General features: G+C 71.3%; 12 protein-coding genes and 1 pseudogene. 7 read left to right on the forward strand and 6 right to left on the reverse strand.

The window, feature by feature from the left end; genetic code table 11:
• The first annotated feature begins 7 nt into the window (after nucleotides 1-7).
• The 3 genes and pseudogenes from ACZ3I3_RS04605 (at nucleotide 8) to ACZ3I3_RS04615 (ending at nucleotide 3,187) form a co-directional block, all read left to right on the forward strand.
• A complete protein-coding gene (locus ACZ3I3_RS04605) occupies nucleotides 8-1,762 on the forward strand; it encodes an NAD+ synthase (protein WP_467362485.1) in 1,755 nt (584 codons plus the stop codon).
• Nucleotides 1,763-1,892: 130 nt separating this feature from the next.
• Nucleotides 1,893-2,600: pseudogene (locus ACZ3I3_RS04610) on the forward strand (haloacid dehalogenase type II).
• 20 nt (nucleotides 2,601-2,620) lie between these two features.
• Entirely contained in the window at nucleotides 2,621-3,187 is a 567-nt protein-coding gene (locus ACZ3I3_RS04615) for an O-methyltransferase (RefSeq protein WP_467362487.1), read from the forward strand.
• Between the two features lie 18 nt (nucleotides 3,188-3,205).
• On the opposite strand, the gene ACZ3I3_RS04620 is transcribed toward ACZ3I3_RS04615, so the two are convergent.
• Entirely contained in the window at nucleotides 3,206-4,129 is a 924-nt protein-coding gene (locus tag ACZ3I3_RS04620; RefSeq protein ID WP_467362489.1) for an NADP-dependent oxidoreductase, read from the reverse strand.
• A 28-nt stretch (nucleotides 4,130-4,157) separates the two neighbouring features.
• A complete protein-coding gene (locus ACZ3I3_RS04625; protein WP_467362490.1) occupies nucleotides 4,158-5,441 on the reverse strand; it encodes an MFS transporter in 1,284 nt (427 codons plus the stop codon).
• Between the two features lie 140 nt (nucleotides 5,442-5,581).
• Here ACZ3I3_RS04625 and ACZ3I3_RS04630 point away from each other — a divergent pair, with 140 nt between their 5' ends.
• Nucleotides 5,582-6,517: a LysR family transcriptional regulator gene (locus ACZ3I3_RS04630; protein WP_467362492.1), complete on the forward strand. Its 936-nt coding sequence runs from the start codon at nucleotides 5,582-5,584 to the stop codon at nucleotides 6,515-6,517.
• 98 nt (nucleotides 6,518-6,615) lie between these two features.
• Here ACZ3I3_RS04630 and ACZ3I3_RS04635 read toward each other — a convergent pair whose 3' ends face one another.
• From ACZ3I3_RS04635 to ACZ3I3_RS04650, 4 genes are all read right to left on the reverse strand, one after another.
• Nucleotides 6,616-7,833: an MFS transporter gene (locus tag ACZ3I3_RS04635; protein WP_467362494.1), complete on the reverse strand. Its 1,218-nt coding sequence runs from the start codon at nucleotides 7,831-7,833 to the stop codon at nucleotides 6,616-6,618.
• A gap of 155 nt (nucleotides 7,834-7,988) precedes the next feature.
• Entirely contained in the window at nucleotides 7,989-9,038 is a 1,050-nt protein-coding gene (locus tag ACZ3I3_RS04640; RefSeq protein WP_467362496.1) for an endonuclease/exonuclease/phosphatase family protein, read from the reverse strand.
• Between the two features lie 177 nt (nucleotides 9,039-9,215).
• Complete coding sequence (locus ACZ3I3_RS04645; RefSeq protein ID WP_467362497.1) at nucleotides 9,216-9,851, reverse strand: TetR/AcrR family transcriptional regulator; 636 nt, start codon at nucleotides 9,849-9,851, stop codon at nucleotides 9,216-9,218.
• 49 nt (nucleotides 9,852-9,900) lie between these two features.
• On the reverse strand, nucleotides 9,901-11,502 hold the full coding sequence (locus ACZ3I3_RS04650) for an MFS transporter (protein ID WP_467362499.1): 1,602 nt from the start codon (nucleotides 11,500-11,502) through the stop codon (nucleotides 9,901-9,903).
• 201 nt (nucleotides 11,503-11,703) lie between these two features.
• Here ACZ3I3_RS04650 and panB point away from each other — a divergent pair, with 201 nt between their 5' ends.
• From panB to ACZ3I3_RS04665, 3 genes are all read left to right on the forward strand, one after another.
• On the forward strand, nucleotides 11,704-12,579 hold the full coding sequence (panB, locus tag ACZ3I3_RS04655; RefSeq protein WP_436726679.1) for a 3-methyl-2-oxobutanoate hydroxymethyltransferase: 876 nt from the start codon (nucleotides 11,704-11,706) through the stop codon (nucleotides 12,577-12,579).
• 144 nt (nucleotides 12,580-12,723) lie between these two features.
• Nucleotides 12,724-13,743, forward strand: a complete 1,020-nt coding sequence (locus ACZ3I3_RS04660) for an ATP-binding cassette domain-containing protein (RefSeq protein ID WP_467362501.1) — start codon at nucleotides 12,724-12,726, stop codon at nucleotides 13,741-13,743.
• Nucleotides 13,740-14,555, forward strand: coding sequence for an ABC transporter permease (locus ACZ3I3_RS04665; RefSeq protein WP_467362503.1), 816 nt, complete (start codon nucleotides 13,740-13,742; stop codon nucleotides 14,553-14,555). The genes ACZ3I3_RS04660 and ACZ3I3_RS04665 overlap by 4 nt, the downstream gene beginning before the upstream one ends.
• Nucleotides 14,556-14,572: the final 17 nt, after the last annotated feature.

Raw genomic sequence — 14,572 nt, forward strand, 5'->3', positions numbered from 1 at the left:
TGGGCCCGTGCCTCAACTACGTCTCGCCCTGAACCAGATCGACTCGAGCGTCGGCGACCTCGCCGGGAACGCCGAGTCGATCGTCCGCTGGACCCGGCACTCCGCCGAGCAGGGGGCGCATCTCGTGGTGTTCCCCGAGATGGCGCTGACCGGGTATCCCGTCGAGGACCTGGCCCTCAGGTCGTCCTTCGTGGAGGCCTCCCGGGCGGCGCTGCGGAGCCTCGCCGTCCGCCTGGCCGACGAGGGCTTCGGCGAGCTGCCGGTGATCGTCGGCTACCTCGACCGCTGCGCGACCGCCCAGCCGAAGTACGGCCAGCCGGCCGGCGCGCCGCAGAACGCGGGGGCGGTGCTGTACGGCGGCGAGGTGGTGCTGAACTACGCCAAGCACCACCTGCCGAACTACGGCGTCTTCGACGAGTTCCGCTACTTCGTGCCCGGCGACAGCATGCCGGTCGTGCGCGTCCATGGCGTGGATGTCGCCCTGGCCATCTGCGAGGACCTCTGGCAGGACGGCGGCCGGGTCCCCGCGGCGCGCTCGGCGCGGGCGGGCCTGCTGGTCTCGATCAACGCCTCGCCGTACGAGCGCAACAAGGACGACACGCGTCTGGAGCTGGTCCGCAAGCGGGCCCAGGAGGCCGGCTGCACGACGGCCTACCTCGCCATGATCGGCGGCCAGGACGAGCTGGTGTTCGACGGCGACTCGATCGTCGTGGACAAGGACGGCGAGGTCGTGGCGCGCGCGCCGCAGTTCGCCGAGGGCTGCGTGGTCCTGGACCTGGACCTGCCGGCGGCGTCGGCGGACGCGCCGACGGGCGTGGTCGACGACGGTCTGCGCATCGACCGGGTGGTGCTGTCGGAGAAGCCTCTGGCGCCGTACGAGCCCGAGCTCACCGGTGGCTACGCGGACCGCCTGGACGACGACGAGGAGGTCTACTCGGCGCTGGTCGTGGGTCTGCGGGCGTACGTCGCGAAGAACGGCTTCAAGTCCGTCCTGATCGGCCTGTCGGGCGGTATCGACTCGTCGCTGGTCGCGGCGATCGCGTGCGACGCGGTGGGCGCGCAGAACGTGTACGGCGTGTCGATGCCGTCGAAGTACTCCTCGGACCACTCCAAGGACGACGCGGCGGAACTGGCCCGCCGCACCGGCCTGAACTACCGCACGGTCGCGATCGAGCCGATGTTCGACGCGTACATGGGCGCGCTGGGCCTGACGGGCCTGGCCGAGGAGAACCTCCAGTCCCGCCTGCGCGGCACGCTGCTCATGGCCATCTCCAACCAGGAGGGCCACATCGTCCTGGCCCCCGGCAACAAGTCGGAACTGGCGGTCGGCTACTCGACGCTCTACGGCGACTCGGTGGGCGCCTACGGCCCCATCAAGGACGTCTACAAGACGTCGATCTTCCGCCTGGCCGAGTGGCGCAACCGGGCCGCCCGGGAACGCGGCCAGACCCCGCCGATCCCCGAGAACTCCATCACCAAGCCCCCGAGCGCGGAACTCCGCCCGGGCCAGGTCGACACCGACTCGCTCCCCGACTACCCGGTGCTGGACGCGATCCTGGATCTGTACGTCGACCGGGACCGGGGCGCCGACGAGATCGTCGCGGCCGGTTACGACCGCGAGCTGGTCACGAAGACGCTGCGCATGGTCGACACGGCGGAGTACAAGCGACGGCAGTACCCGCCGGGCACGAAGATCTCGGTGAAGGGCTTCGGAAAGGACCGCCGCCTGCCGATCACGAACGGGTGGCGGGAGTCGGTCTGACGGCCTCGCGCGCCGCGCCGCCGCGCACCAACCCGGCGTCCGCGTCACCCCCTTGACCGGTGACGGAGGCGGTGACAGCATCGTCACCGCCTCAGGTGGTGACGCAAGCGGCGCGAAAGGCGGGGGACGCATGCCCGGGATCAGCGATGTCGACGTCGTCGTCTTCGACGTCCTCGGTACCCTCGTCGACGAGCCCGGGGGGCTTCGGGCCGCGATACGCGAAGCCCTGCCCGCTTCCGGCGAGGCGGCCCTCGACGACCTGCTCGCCCTGTGGCAACAGCACCGCGAGGACGAACAGCGGCGTATCCGGTAAGGGCTGCGCCCGTACGCCGGCACGGAGATCATCGACGCGGAGGCCGCACGACGCGTGGCCGGGCGGGCCGGACTCTCCGACCCCGCGGTCATCGCCCGGCTGGCCACGGCGGGCCGGCGGCTGCCGCCCTGGCCCGACTCCGTCGCCGGTCTCGGACAACTCGCGCGGCGCTTCCCCCTGATCGGGCTCTCCAACGCCGGCCGCACGGCGCTGCTGCACCTCAACGCGCACGCCGGGCTGCGCTGGCACCAGGCCCTGTCCGCCGAAGCCGTCCAGGCGTACAAACCGGCGCCGGAGGTCTACCGGCTCGCGCTCGACGCCGCCGGATGCCCACCGGAACGCGTCCTCATGGTGGCCGCCCACGCCTGGGACCTGCGCGGAGCACAGGCGGTCGGCATGCGGACCGCCCATGTCCGGCGGCCGGCCGGGGATCCGCCGGCGAGCACCGACGCCTTCGACGGGCGGTTCGACGAACTCGCCCAACTGGTCAGCTCACTGACGGAGAGTCAGGTAGCGTCTGGCTGACACTGACAGGGGGGTTGATCATGGCAGGGCGTGTGGTTCCGGACCGCGTGGTGACCGCAGAGCGGCTTGCCGCCGAGGCGGGGTTCGAGAAGAGCTGCATCCCCGAAGTGGGCAGGCTGCTCCGGCTGGCCGCCGCCGCCAAGCCCGGCGGGGTCGTCGCCGAGAGCGGCACCGGCTCGGGCGTGGGCACCGCGTGGCTGCACAGTGGTCTGGGGGCCGGTGCGCGTCTCGTCACCGTGGACCGCGACGAGGAGCTGGCCCGGCGAGCGGCCGGGGTCTTCGCGGACGACGACCGCGTCAGCGTGCTGACCGGCGACTGGCGGCTCCTTGAGCGACACGCCCCGTTCGACGTCTTCTTCTGCGACGGCGGCGGCAAGCGGGACGCCCCCGAACGGGTCGTCGAACTGCTGGCACCCGGCGGCATCCTCGTCCTGGACGACTTCACCCCCTCGGCCGACTGGCCGCCCCGGTTCGAGGGCGAGGTGGACGAGCTCCGCCTCTTCTACCTCACCCACCCGGACCTGGACGCCACCGAAGTCCCGACCACGCCGTCCAGTTCGGCGGTCGTCGCGGCACGCCGCGCCTGACCGCGAGAGCTCTGTGCCTCAGGACACGGTGACGACGATCTTGCCGCGCGCGTGACCGGCGGCGCTCTCCTCGTGCGCCGCGGCGATGTCCTTCAGCGGGAACACCTTGTGCACCGGCACGGTGAGGCGGCCCGCCTCGGCGAGGGACGCGGCGTACGGCAGTCCTGACCAGCCGGGCTCCCCCACCCCGGAGCGGGAGATCCGTACTCCGTGGCGGGCGGCGTCGAAGTCGGCGATCGTCACCACGCGGTGCGGGTCTCCGGCGATGGCCACCAGGTCGGCGAGGGAGCCCTTGCCCGCCGCGTCCAGCACCACGTCGACGCCCTGCGGAGCGAGCGGGGCCAGGCGACCGGCCAGGCCGGGACCGTAGGTGACCGGGGTGACGCCGAGTCCGTCGAGGAAGTCGTGGTTGCGTTCGCTCGCGGTGCCGATCACGGTCAGCCCGCGGGCCCTGGCCAGTTGGGCGGTCATCGTGCCGACGCCGCCGGCCGCACCCTCGATGAGGAGGGTCATGCCCTCGGCGGCCCCGAGGGCGTCCAGCACACAGGTGGCCGTCTCGACGTTGCCCGCGGCACCGCCCGCCGCCTCGAAGGACCACGCCCGGGGCTTGCGGGCCCATGCCTCCAGCACCGCGTACTGGGCGCAGGCGCCGCCCAGCCGGGCCAGGGGGGCGAGGCCGAACACTTCGTCTCCGACGGCGGTGCCGGTCACGCCTTCGCCCACCTCGTCGACGACGCCGGCGGCGTCCATGCCGGGGATGTGGGGGAACCGCAGGGAGGCCATCTCCTTCAGCATCCCCGAGCGCAGGTACCAGTCGGCGGGCGTGACGCCCGTGGCACGCACCGAGATACGGACCTGCCCCGGGCCGGCGTGGGGTTCCTCGGCCTCCTCCACGGAGAGGACCTCTGGACCGCCGTAGCGGTGGTAGCGCGCAGCCAGCACTGGCAACCTCCGTGAATCCGGGAGTGGTTCACGGAGAACTTCCCGGACCTGGTGGGGTGTTCCCCGCGCGCCGAAGTGAGAGGCCGACCGGCCGCGTCCCCTCGGTTGCCCGGTCCTGTCGGGGAAGCAGGAACGGGGTGGTCAGGATGAGCAGTCCTGCGACCGTGAGAGCGGTGCGTGGGCTGGTGATGCCGGCGAGCAGCCCGGCGAGTGCGGTGAGGACGGCGATGGACGCCTGCTGGCCGATCGACCAGGCCGTCAGGGTGCGGGCGACGAGATGCTCGGGGGTGTGTTCGAGCCGGTAGGTGGCGAGTACGGGGTTGTACAGGCTCATGTTGATGATGATCGCCAGCTCGATGACCATCACGGTGACGAGGCCGACGACGCCGGGACGGACGAAGGCCAGGCCGATCAGCCAGATGGCGCGCAGGGTGCCGACGGTCCGGAAGACCCGGTGCCGGCCGAAGCGGGCCACGACAGGGCGGGCCAGTCGCGAGCCGATGAGTCCGCCGAGGCAGGGGGCGGCGAAGGCGAGGCCGTACTGCCAGGGTGGGAACCCGAGCTGGCGAAGCAGGAGCACTGCCAGCAGCGGCTCGGTGGCCATGATCAGCCCGGCTACGACCACTTGATTGAGGTAGAGCGGCCGCAGACCGGGGTGGCCCATGATGTGTCGCCAGCCGTCGAGCAGTGCGCCCGGCCGGAGCGGTCTCCTGTCGGTCGTTCGCGGCGCTTCGTCCTGGCCGCGGATCGCGGTGATGCCCAGCGCGGAGAGCAGGTAGCTGAGCGCGTCGGCCACCACGGTGGTGACCGGCCCGAACAGGCCGATCGCCGCCCCGCCCAGCGGTGGTCCCACCGCGATGGAGCTCCAGTTCGTGGACTCGAACCGCGCGTTGGCGACGAGAAGGTCGTCCGGCCGCACGAGAGCCTTGAGGCAGGCGCCACTGGCCGCGTTGAAGGTGATCTTGGCCGCGGCGACCACGGCCGAGACCACGAGCAGTTGGACGAAACCGAGCCATCCGAAGGCGTAGGCGACGGGGATCGTCGCCATGGCCGCGAACCGGGCCAGGTCCATCGTGATCATGACCGGGCGCTTGCGCCGGAACTCCACCCACGGCGCGAGCGGCACCGCGATCAGCGCCCCCACCGCAGGCCCCACCGCGGACAGCGCGGACACCTCAGCGGGTCCGGCATGCAGCACCAGCACGGCGATCAGCGGCAACGCCCCGAACCCGAGGCCGGACCCATACGCGCTCACGGCATACGACGCCCACAGCCAGCCGAACGGCCGGCCCAACCGTCTTCCGCCCACCATGCTCAGCGCACTCCCCTCGGGGTCCCATCCGAACAAACCGACGTTGACCGATGAGAGGTAAGCGGGCAGGGCAACAGCAGGTCAAACAACCGACCTGCCGGCAATCCACAACCACCAGTTGTTCACTAAGGTGGATCGGCGTGGATCTCGAAGCGGTACGCACCTTCGTCGCCGTCGCGGAAGCGGGCCAGTTCCAGAAAGCCGCCGCCGACCTGTCGATCACCCAGCAGGCCGTCTCCAAACGCGTCGCCGCGCTGGAGCGCACCCTCGGCGTGCGGTTGTTCACCCGTGCCCCACGCGGGGCTGAACTCACCATCGATGGTCAGGCGTTCCTGCCCCACGCACGCGAGCTGCTGCGCGTCGCCGAGCGTGCCGGCGCGTCCGTGCGCCCCGGCCGCCGTCCGCTGCGCGTCGACGTGATCGCCTCACGCAGCGCGCAGTCGAGCCTGATGCGCGGTTTCCACCGCGCACACCCCGAGATCGACCTCGACGTGATGATGCTGTTCGACATCGAGACCGCCGTCGCCGCCCTTCGCTCCGGTGCGATCGACGCGTCCTTCCGCGCCGTCGCCGCGCCCGGCCGGCCTCTTCCCGAGGACATCGAGTCCGTCCGGGTGCTCGACGAGCCGCTCCAGCTCCTCACCGGCCCCGCCCACGCACTGGCGGGCGCCCGGTCGGTGACCGTCGCCCAGCTCACCGGGCACCGGATCTGGATGCCCGGCATCGCCCCCGGTACCGAGTGGGGCGCCTACTACGACGACCTCGTCGCCGAGTTCGGCCTCACCATCGAGGTGACGGGCCCCAACTTCGGCTCCGACGCGCTCCTCGACACCATCTCCGACACCCCGGCCCTGGCCACCTTCATGGGCGAGCACACCCGCCTCATCTGGCCGGCCGACCACGGTCTGCGCCGCATCCCGGTGACCGGCCCGACGCCCGTCTACCCGCACTCGCTCCTCTGGCACCGCGACAACCCCCACCCAGCGCTGGCCACCCTCCGCGCCCACCTCGCCGCCACGACGTCCGGCCAGGACGCCGCCGGGACCTGGACACCGGACTGGGTGATTCCGCGCTGAACGGCCCCGTTCACAACCTCCTGCACACAGAGCGGCAGCCCGCGGAACACACCCGCGAGCTGCCGCCCGAGTCACAGCGCCGGCGCACCGGCCTTTCGTCAGCGGCGTACCGCTTCCGCCTCCTGCGGGACATGGCTCGCCACGACCCGCTCGCGCCCGCCGACCGGCGCACTGCGCCGGTCCACCGCGTACGCCAGCGACGCCACGCCGAGACCCAGCACGGCCAGGGCCGCGCCGGCCAGGGCGGGGGAGGTGACCCCGAAGCCCGCGGCCAGGGCGAGGCCGCCGATCCAGGCGCCGCCCGCGTTGGCCAGGTTGAAGGCGGCCTGGTTGGCGGAGGAGGCCAGGGACGGGGCCGAGGCGGCCTTGTCCATGACCATCAGCTGGAGCGGGGAGCCGGTGGCGAAGGCCGCCATGCCGAGCAGGATCACGGCGACGGCGGCGGTGAGCTCCGTGCGCATCAGCAGCGGGAACAGTGCCAGCACCGCCACCAGGGCGCCCAGTCCGCCGAACAGGGTGCCCCGCAGGGAGTGGTCGGCCAGGCGGCCGCCCAGCAGGTTGCCGGCGGTCGCGCCGACGCCGAACAGGGCCAGCAGCAGGGTCACGCTGGCGCCGGCGTACCCGGCGGCGTCCGTGAGCATGGGCGTGATGTAGCTGTAGGCCGCGAAGAGGGCGCCGAAGCCCGCGACCGTGGTGCCGAGCGACAGCCAGACCGGGACGGAGCGCAGGGCGGCCAGTTCGCCGCGCAGGCCCTGCGCGGTGGCGTGCTCGTGGTCGTGCGGGATCAGGAACGCGAGCGCGGCGATCGCCGCCAGGCCGATGGCGCTGACGCCGAGGAAGGTCGCCCGCCAGCCGAGCTGCTGGCCCATGAGGGTCGCGACGGGCACGCCCACGACGTTCGCGACCGTCAGGCCGAGGAACATCAGGGAGACGGAGCGCGCCTTGCTTTCGGGGCCGACCATGTTCGTCGCGACGACGGCGCCGACGCCGAAGAAGGCGCCGTGCGGCAGACCGCTCAGGAAGCGGGCCGCCAGCAGCCAGCCGTTGTCGGGAGCGAGGGCCGACAGCGCGTTGCCCGCGACGAACAGCCCCATCAGCCCGATCAGGACCGTACGGCGGGACATCCGGGCGGTGACCGCGGCCAGCAGCGGGGCACCGATGACGACGCCCAGCGCGTACGCCGACACCAGGTGGCCGGCGCTGGGTATCGAGATGTTGAGGTCGTTCGCGACGTCGGGCAGCAGCCCCATCATCACGAACTCGGTGGTACCGATGCCGAAGGCGCCCACGGCGAGGGCGAGCAGGGCCAGGGGCATGAGGGAGCCTTTCGAGACTTACGGGGGTTCGTACTGTGACTTCGTATGTTCAAGTACGGAACAAAGTCTCGCAGGCCCACTATTCCGCGAGGTCGCCAAGAGGTGAAGCCTCGGTTGCCGACTCCTGCCGAACGCGCCCTGAGCTGCGGTTTTCCTCAGCCGCCTGTGGTGACACTCACACGGGCCGCGATGGGCAGATGGTCACTGGCCGTCTCCGGGAGGGTCCATGAGCTCTCCGGCTTCAGGCCCCGGACCATGATCTGGTCGATGCGCGCCATCGGGAACGACGCCGGCCAGCTGAACCCGAAGCCGTTGCCGGCGGCGCCCTGCGTGGAGCGCATCTGGGAGGTGACGGCGTTGAGCGCGCGGTCGTTCATGGTGCCGTTCAGGTCGCCGAGCAGGACGACGTTCCTCAGCGGTTCATGGGCGATGGCCTCGCCCAGGAAGTCGGCGCTCCGGTCGCGCTGCCGGGCCGTGAACCCGGCCTCCATCTTCACGCGTACCGAGGGCAGGTGGGCGACGTAGACGGCGACCTGCCCGGCGGGGGCGGTCACGGTGGCGCGCATCGCCCGCGTCCAGCCCAGGTCGATGTCGACGGCCCGCACGCCGGTCAGCGGGTACTTGCTCCACACCCCGACCGTGCCCTGCACCGAGTGGTACGGGTACGTCGAGTCCAGCGCCTTCTCGTACGTCGGGACCGCGCCCTCCGTCAGCTCCTCCAGGGCCACCACGTCCGCGCCGGAGGCGGCCACCTCACGGGCGGTGCCGGCCGGGTCGGGGTTCTCCGCGTTGACGTTGTGCGTGGCCACGGTGAGTTCGCCGCCGGTGGCGGTCTTGTCGGTGAGCTGGCCGCCGAAGAGGTTCAGCCAGACCAGTGCCGGCAGCAGCACCGCGACCAGCGCGGTCGCGGACTTGCGGACCACGGCGAGCAGGAGCAGTACCGGGATGAGGAGACCCAGCCAGGGCAGGAACGTCTCGACGAGGCTGCCCAGGTTGCCGATCGTGTTCGGAATGCGCGAGTGCAGCATCATGACCACGGCCAGCAGCACCGCGCACACGGCCAGGACGAGGCCGCGCCGCCAGATGCGCCGGTCGCCGAGCCGGCCGCCGAGCAGCCGGTCGTACAGGCGCCGAAGCCGGTCTCCCCGGGGCTCGGGCCCCGAGCCGCCGTTGCCCGTCTCCGTCATGTACGCCTGCTGCGCCATACCGTCGCCTCACTGCCTGCCCGTGCACACCATCGCCCCCGTGTCTACGACCCTAGGGGATGATCCGTTCCGTTCCCGCCGTCCTCCGACGGCCGTACGGGGGCGATGACGTACGAGCCCGCGCGCCGAGTTCCGACCGGGCCCTCAGTAAGCGCCGTCTGTGACGAAACGCGCACACTAGCGGCCGTCAGCTGCGGAACTGACGGGGCGTAGGCCTTCGAGGAGTGTGTCGACGACCTGGGCGGCGAGGTCGTCGGGGAGGTCGGCGTCCGGGCGCAGGACGGAGCGCACGAGCACGGGCCCGATGAACATGTCGCTCAGCAGTTCGAGGTCGACGTCCGTGCGCAGTTCGCCGTTCTCCTGCCCCCGGCGCAGGATCTCCAGGCCGAGCCGGCGGCGCGGTGCGAGGACCGTGGCCTCGTACGCCGCCCAGATCTTGGGGCTGCTCTTCATCTGGGCGTGCGCATTGGTCAGGATCGCCGAGGAGCGTTTGGCCAGGCCGCGCCGGCGCGCCTGTTCCAGCAGGGCCACGAGGTCGTCACGCATGGAGGTGCCGGAGAGCGGGGGCTCGGGGGGTTCGACCGCGCGCAGGACGTCGACGAAGAGTTCCTCCTTGCCGCTCCAGCGCCGGTAGATGGTGGCCTTGCCGACGCCGGCGGTCCGGGCGACGCGCTCGATGGACAGCTCCGCGAGGGGCACGCCCTCCTCCAGGAGCCTCATCAGGCCCTCGATGATGGCGCGCTCGACGGCCTCGCTTCTGGGGCGGCCCCTCGCAGGGCCGTCGTGCCGGGGTTGCCTTGCGGCGAGGCTCACGTCGCTCCGTCCTCTCTCGAGCGGGTCGGGGATGAATTCTCGCGCAGTTCTACGACCGCGCGTCCGACAGCTCCTTCTCCTCCTCCCCCTCCTGGGGCACCGGCGGCCTGCCGGGCAGGAACAGCGCCACGACGACCGCGCCGATCAGTGCGACGCCCGCTCCCCACAGGGCGGTGATGTGCATCGCGTGCAGGAAGGCGTCGTAGGCCGGGGTGACCAGGGACTTGCCCTGCGGGCCCAGCTTCGCGGCGACTCCGAGGGTGGCCTCAATGGACTCCCCCGCGGTGTGCCGGGCGGCCGGCGGCAACTGGCCGAGCTTGTCCTCGATGCCCGTGCGGTACGCCGTGGACAGCACCGAGCCGAGAATGGCGATGCCGAGGGCGCCGCCGACCTGCCGGAAGGTGTTGCTGAGGGCGGAGGCCGAGCCGGCCTTCTCGCGGGGCAGGGCCTGCATGATGACGACGCTGACCGGCGTCATGATGTGCGCCATGCCGGTACCCATCAGGAAGAAGATCACTTCCAGGATCCAGATGGGGGTGTCGGCCTCCAGCGTGGCGAAGGCGGCCAGCATCGCGGCGATGACCAGCAGTCCGGCGGTCGTGGTGGCCCGGTTGCCGAAGCGGTCGACCATCAGCCGGGCGCGCGGCGCGAAGATCATCTGGGCGGCGGCCAGCGGCAGCATCAGCAGACCGGTCTGCAGCGGCGAGTAGCCGCGCACGCTCTGCGTGTAGAAGACCGAGAAGAAGGTCACGCCCATCAGCGCGAAGAAGACCAGCGCGATGGCGGTGATGGCGGCCGAGAAGACCTTGTTCTTGAAGTACGTGACGTCGATGGACGGGTGGTCGCTGCGCTTCTCGAACACCACGAAGGCGACGAGGACCGCGAGCCCCGCGCCGATCGTCGACAGCACGGTGGCGTCGGTGAAGTCGGCGAGCTGGCCGCCCTTGATGATGCCGTAGACGAGCAGCACCAGGCCGACGACGGACAGGACGACGCCGACGGGGTCGAGGCGGCCGGGGTTCGGGTCCCGGGAGTCGGGCACCAGCCAGAGCATCAGTGCGAGCGCGAGCAGCACGATCGGCACGTTGATGAGGAAGACCGAGCCCCACCAGAAGTGGTCGAGGAGCACGCCGCCGGTGATCGGGCCGATGGCGATGGCGAGGCCGACGCCGCCCGCCCAGATGCCGATGGCCTTCGGCTGCTCCTCGCGCTCGAAGACGTGCATGAGGACGGCGAGGGTGGCCGGCATGACGAACGCGGCGCCCAGGCCCATGACGGCCCGGAAGGCGATGAGCTCGCCCGGGGAGCCGGAGAAGGCGGCGAGCGCGGAGCCGATGCCGAACACCGCGAGCCCGCCGAGCAGCACCTTCTTGCGGCCCAGCCGGTCCCCCAGCAGACCGGCGCTGAACAGCAGGCCCGCGAAGACGAGGGTGTAGGCGTTGATCGCCCACTCCAGCTCGCTCTGCGTGGCCCCCAGGCCGGTCGGGGCGGGAGTGGAGATCGTCTTGATGGCGACGTTCAGGATCGAGTTGTCGAGGACGACGATCAGCAGGCTGAGCATCAGCACGCCGAGGATCGCCCAGCGGCGCCGGTGCACCGCTTCCGGTATGCGGGGGCCGGTGGGGGCGGCGCGGTCGGCAGGAGTAGTCATGCCGTCGAGCGTAGAACCATTTCGATACGAGACCGTCTCGTATTGGAATCTTTTACCGAGCCCTTACGTGCCCTGTGTTTCACGGCGTGGGGGCGGAACTCACAGGGGCTCCCCTAGCCCTTGCCGACACGAGGTGCCACCATGGACGTGGTCCGGGGACGCCGTCAGGGCGCCTCGAGATGACGTGTTAGGAGCCGTGCAATGACGCAGCTTCCGGCTGCCCAGACTGCTCAGACGAAGTCCTCCGACGGCGGCAAGACGCTGTACGGGGGCAAGGGCACCCGCCGCATCACCGTGCGGGACATCGCCGCCGCCAAGGAGCGCGGCGAGAAGTGGCCCATGCTCACCGCCTACGACGCCATGACCGCGTCCGTCTTCGACGAGGCCGGGATCCCGGTCATGCTCGTCGGCGACTCGGCGGGCAACTGCCACCTCGGGTACGAGACGACCGTGCCCGTCACCCTCGACGAGATGACCATGCTGTCGGCGGCGGTCGTACGGGGCACCTCGCGCGCCCTGATCGTCGGCGACCTGCCCTTCGGCTCCTACCAGGAGGGCCCGGTGCAGGCGCTGCGCTCGGCGACCCGGCTGGTGAAGGAGGCGGGCGTGCAGGCCGTGAAGCTGGAGGGGGGCGAGCGGTCGCACGAGCAGATCCGGCTGCTCGTCGAGTCCGGCATCCCGGTCATGGCGCACATCGGCCTGACCCCGCAGTCCGTCAACGCGATGGGCTACCGCGTGCAGGGGCGGGGCGAGGAGGCGGCCCAGCAGCTACTGCGGGACGCCAAGGCCGTGCAGGACGCGGGCGCGTTCGCCGTGGTGCTGGAGCTGGTTCCGGCGGAGCTGGCGGCCGAGGTGACGCGGGTGCTGCACATCCCGACCGTCGGGATCGGGGCGGGCCCGGAGACCGACGCGCAGGTCCTGGTGTGGACCGACATGCTGGGCCTGACCGGCGGGCGGATGCCGAAGTTCGTGAAGCAGTACGCGAACCTGCGTGAGGTCATGGGGAACGCGGTGAAGGCGTTCGCCGAGGAGGTCGTCGGCGGAACGTTCCCGCAGGAGGAGCACTCCGTCCACTAGATCCACTGCCAGAGCCACTGCGGTACCACAGGCAGCCCGCCGATCTTCCCCCGTCGGCGGGCTGTCGCGTGCTGTCGGTGGCCCCGGGGCCCCTGTCGGCGGTCTGTCGGCGGTTTGTCGGTGGGGGCTGACATCGTCAGGGGCATGACGCGAATCGACAAGAACACCGGCGGCGCCGCTGTGACCGTGCGGGGGCTGGTGAAGCACTACGGCGAGACCAAGGCACTGGACGGGGTCGACCTGGATGTGCGGGAGGGCACCGTCATGGGTGTCCTCGGGCCGAACGGGGCCGGGAAGACGACCCTGGTCCGGATCCTGTCCACCCTGCTCGCTCCCGACTCGGGCCGCGCCACCGTCGCCGGCTACGACGCCGTACGGCAGCCCCGGCAGCTGCGGCGGGTGATCGGGCTCACGGGGCAGTACGCCTCCGTGGACGAGAAGCTCTCCGGCTGGGAGAACCTGTACATGATCGGGCGGCTGCTCGACCTGCCCCGCAAGGACGCCCGCCGCCGGGCCGACGAGCTGCTGGAGCGCTTCTCGCTGACCGAGGCCGCCAAGCGGGCGGCGGCGACGTACTCCGGGGGCATGCGGCGGCGGCTGGACCTGGCCGCGTCCATGATCGGGCGGCCGGCCGTGCTCTTCCTGGACGAGCCGACCACCGGGCTCGACCCGCGCACCCGCAACGAGGTGTGGGACGAGGTGAAGCGCATGGTCGGCGACGGCGTCACCGTGCTGCTCACCACCCAGTACATGGAGGAGGCCGAGCAGCTCGCCTCCGAGCTGACGGTCGTCGACCGCGGCCGGATCATCGCAGGGGGTGCCATCGAGGAGCTGAAGGCGAAGGTCGGCGGCCGTGCGCTGCGGATCCGCCCGGCCGATCCGGCGCAGCTGCGGCCCCTCGCCGGCGCGCTGGACGAGCTGGGGATCACCGGGCTGGCCACCACGACCGTGGACACCGAACGCGGTGACGTCCTCGTGCCGATCCTCAGCGACGAGCAGCTGACCGCCGTGGTCGGCGCGGTCACCGCGCGCGGCATCACCCTCTCCTCCCTCACCACCGAACTGCCCAGCCTGGACGAGGTGTTCCTGTCCCTCACCGGCCACCGCGCCAGTGCCCCGCAGGACGCCACGCCCGCCGAAGACCTTCAGGAGGCCGCCGTATGAGCGCCGTCACCATCCACGACGCCGAGGCGGACGCCCGTATCTCGCTGCGCGGCCACCTGCGCCACACCGGTGCCCTGATCCGCCGCAACCTGCTGTGGATCCGCAAGGACCCGGAGTCGATGGCCGACGCCCTGCTGATGCCGGTCATCTTCACCCTGCTGTTCGTGTTCGTCTTCGGCGGCTCGATCGGGCAGGCGCTCGGCGGCGGGCAGGACCGCTATGTGCAGTACGTGATCCCCGGGATGATCGCGATGATGAGCATGACGCTGTCCCAGGGCGTCGGCACCGGCTTCAGCCAGGACTTCAACTCCGGTGTCATGGACCGCTTCCGGTCCCTGCCGATCGGACGGGGTTCGGTGCTGTTCGCGAAGATCTCGGTGGAGCTGCTGCGGATGCTGTTCGCGACCGCCGTGCTGATGATCGTGGCCGTCGCGGTCGGGTTCGAGATCAGCAACTGGCCGGGGCTGTTCGCGACCGTGGCCCTGTCCACGGCGTTCGCCTCGTCGATCATGTGGGTGTTCCTCACCCTGGGCGTGATCCTGAAGAACGCGCAGTCCGTGCAGGCGATGGGCTTCCTGGTGCTGTTCCCGCTCCAGTTCGGCTCGTCGATCTTCGCGCCGACGACGTCGATGCCGGGCTGGCTGCAGGCGTTCACCGACTACAACCCGCTGTCGACGCTGGCGGACGCCGCGCGCGGTCTGATGGTGGGCGGGCCGATCGCGCACGACCTGTGGGTGACGCTCGGCTGGTCGGTGGCGATCACCGCGGTGATGGCGCCGGTCGCGATCCACAAGTTCCGCACGAAGAACTGACCGGGCGCGAGCTCCGA

Source organism: Streptomyces sp. NPDC016851 (assembly GCF_055562795.1).

What these genes read in the sequence shown, in the direction of transcription:
- ACZ3I3_RS04625 (WP_467362490.1), bottom strand. Translation starts at nt 5,441, where the DNA reads ATGGTGGGCGGAAGACGGTTGGGCCGGCCGTTCGGCTGGCTGTGGGCG.
- ACZ3I3_RS04660 (WP_467362501.1), top strand. Translation starts at nt 12,724, where the DNA reads ATGACGCGAATCGACAAGAACACCGGCGGCGCCGCTGTGACCGTGCGG.
- ACZ3I3_RS04650 (WP_467362499.1), bottom strand. Translation starts at nt 11,502, where the DNA reads ATGACTACTCCTGCCGACCGCGCCGCCCCCACCGGCCCCCGCATACCG.
- ACZ3I3_RS04665 (WP_467362503.1), top strand. Translation starts at nt 13,740, where the DNA reads ATGAGCGCCGTCACCATCCACGACGCCGAGGCGGACGCCCGTATCTCG.
- ACZ3I3_RS04615 (WP_467362487.1), top strand. Translation starts at nt 2,621, where the DNA reads ATGGCAGGGCGTGTGGTTCCGGACCGCGTGGTGACCGCAGAGCGGCTT.
- ACZ3I3_RS04640 (WP_467362496.1), bottom strand. Translation starts at nt 9,038, where the DNA reads ATGGCGCAGCAGGCGTACATGACGGAGACGGGCAACGGCGGCTCGGGG.
- panB (WP_436726679.1), top strand. Translation starts at nt 11,704, where the DNA reads ATGACGCAGCTTCCGGCTGCCCAGACTGCTCAGACGAAGTCCTCCGAC.
- ACZ3I3_RS04635 (WP_467362494.1), bottom strand. Translation starts at nt 7,833, where the DNA reads ATGCCCCTGGCCCTGCTCGCCCTCGCCGTGGGCGCCTTCGGCATCGGT.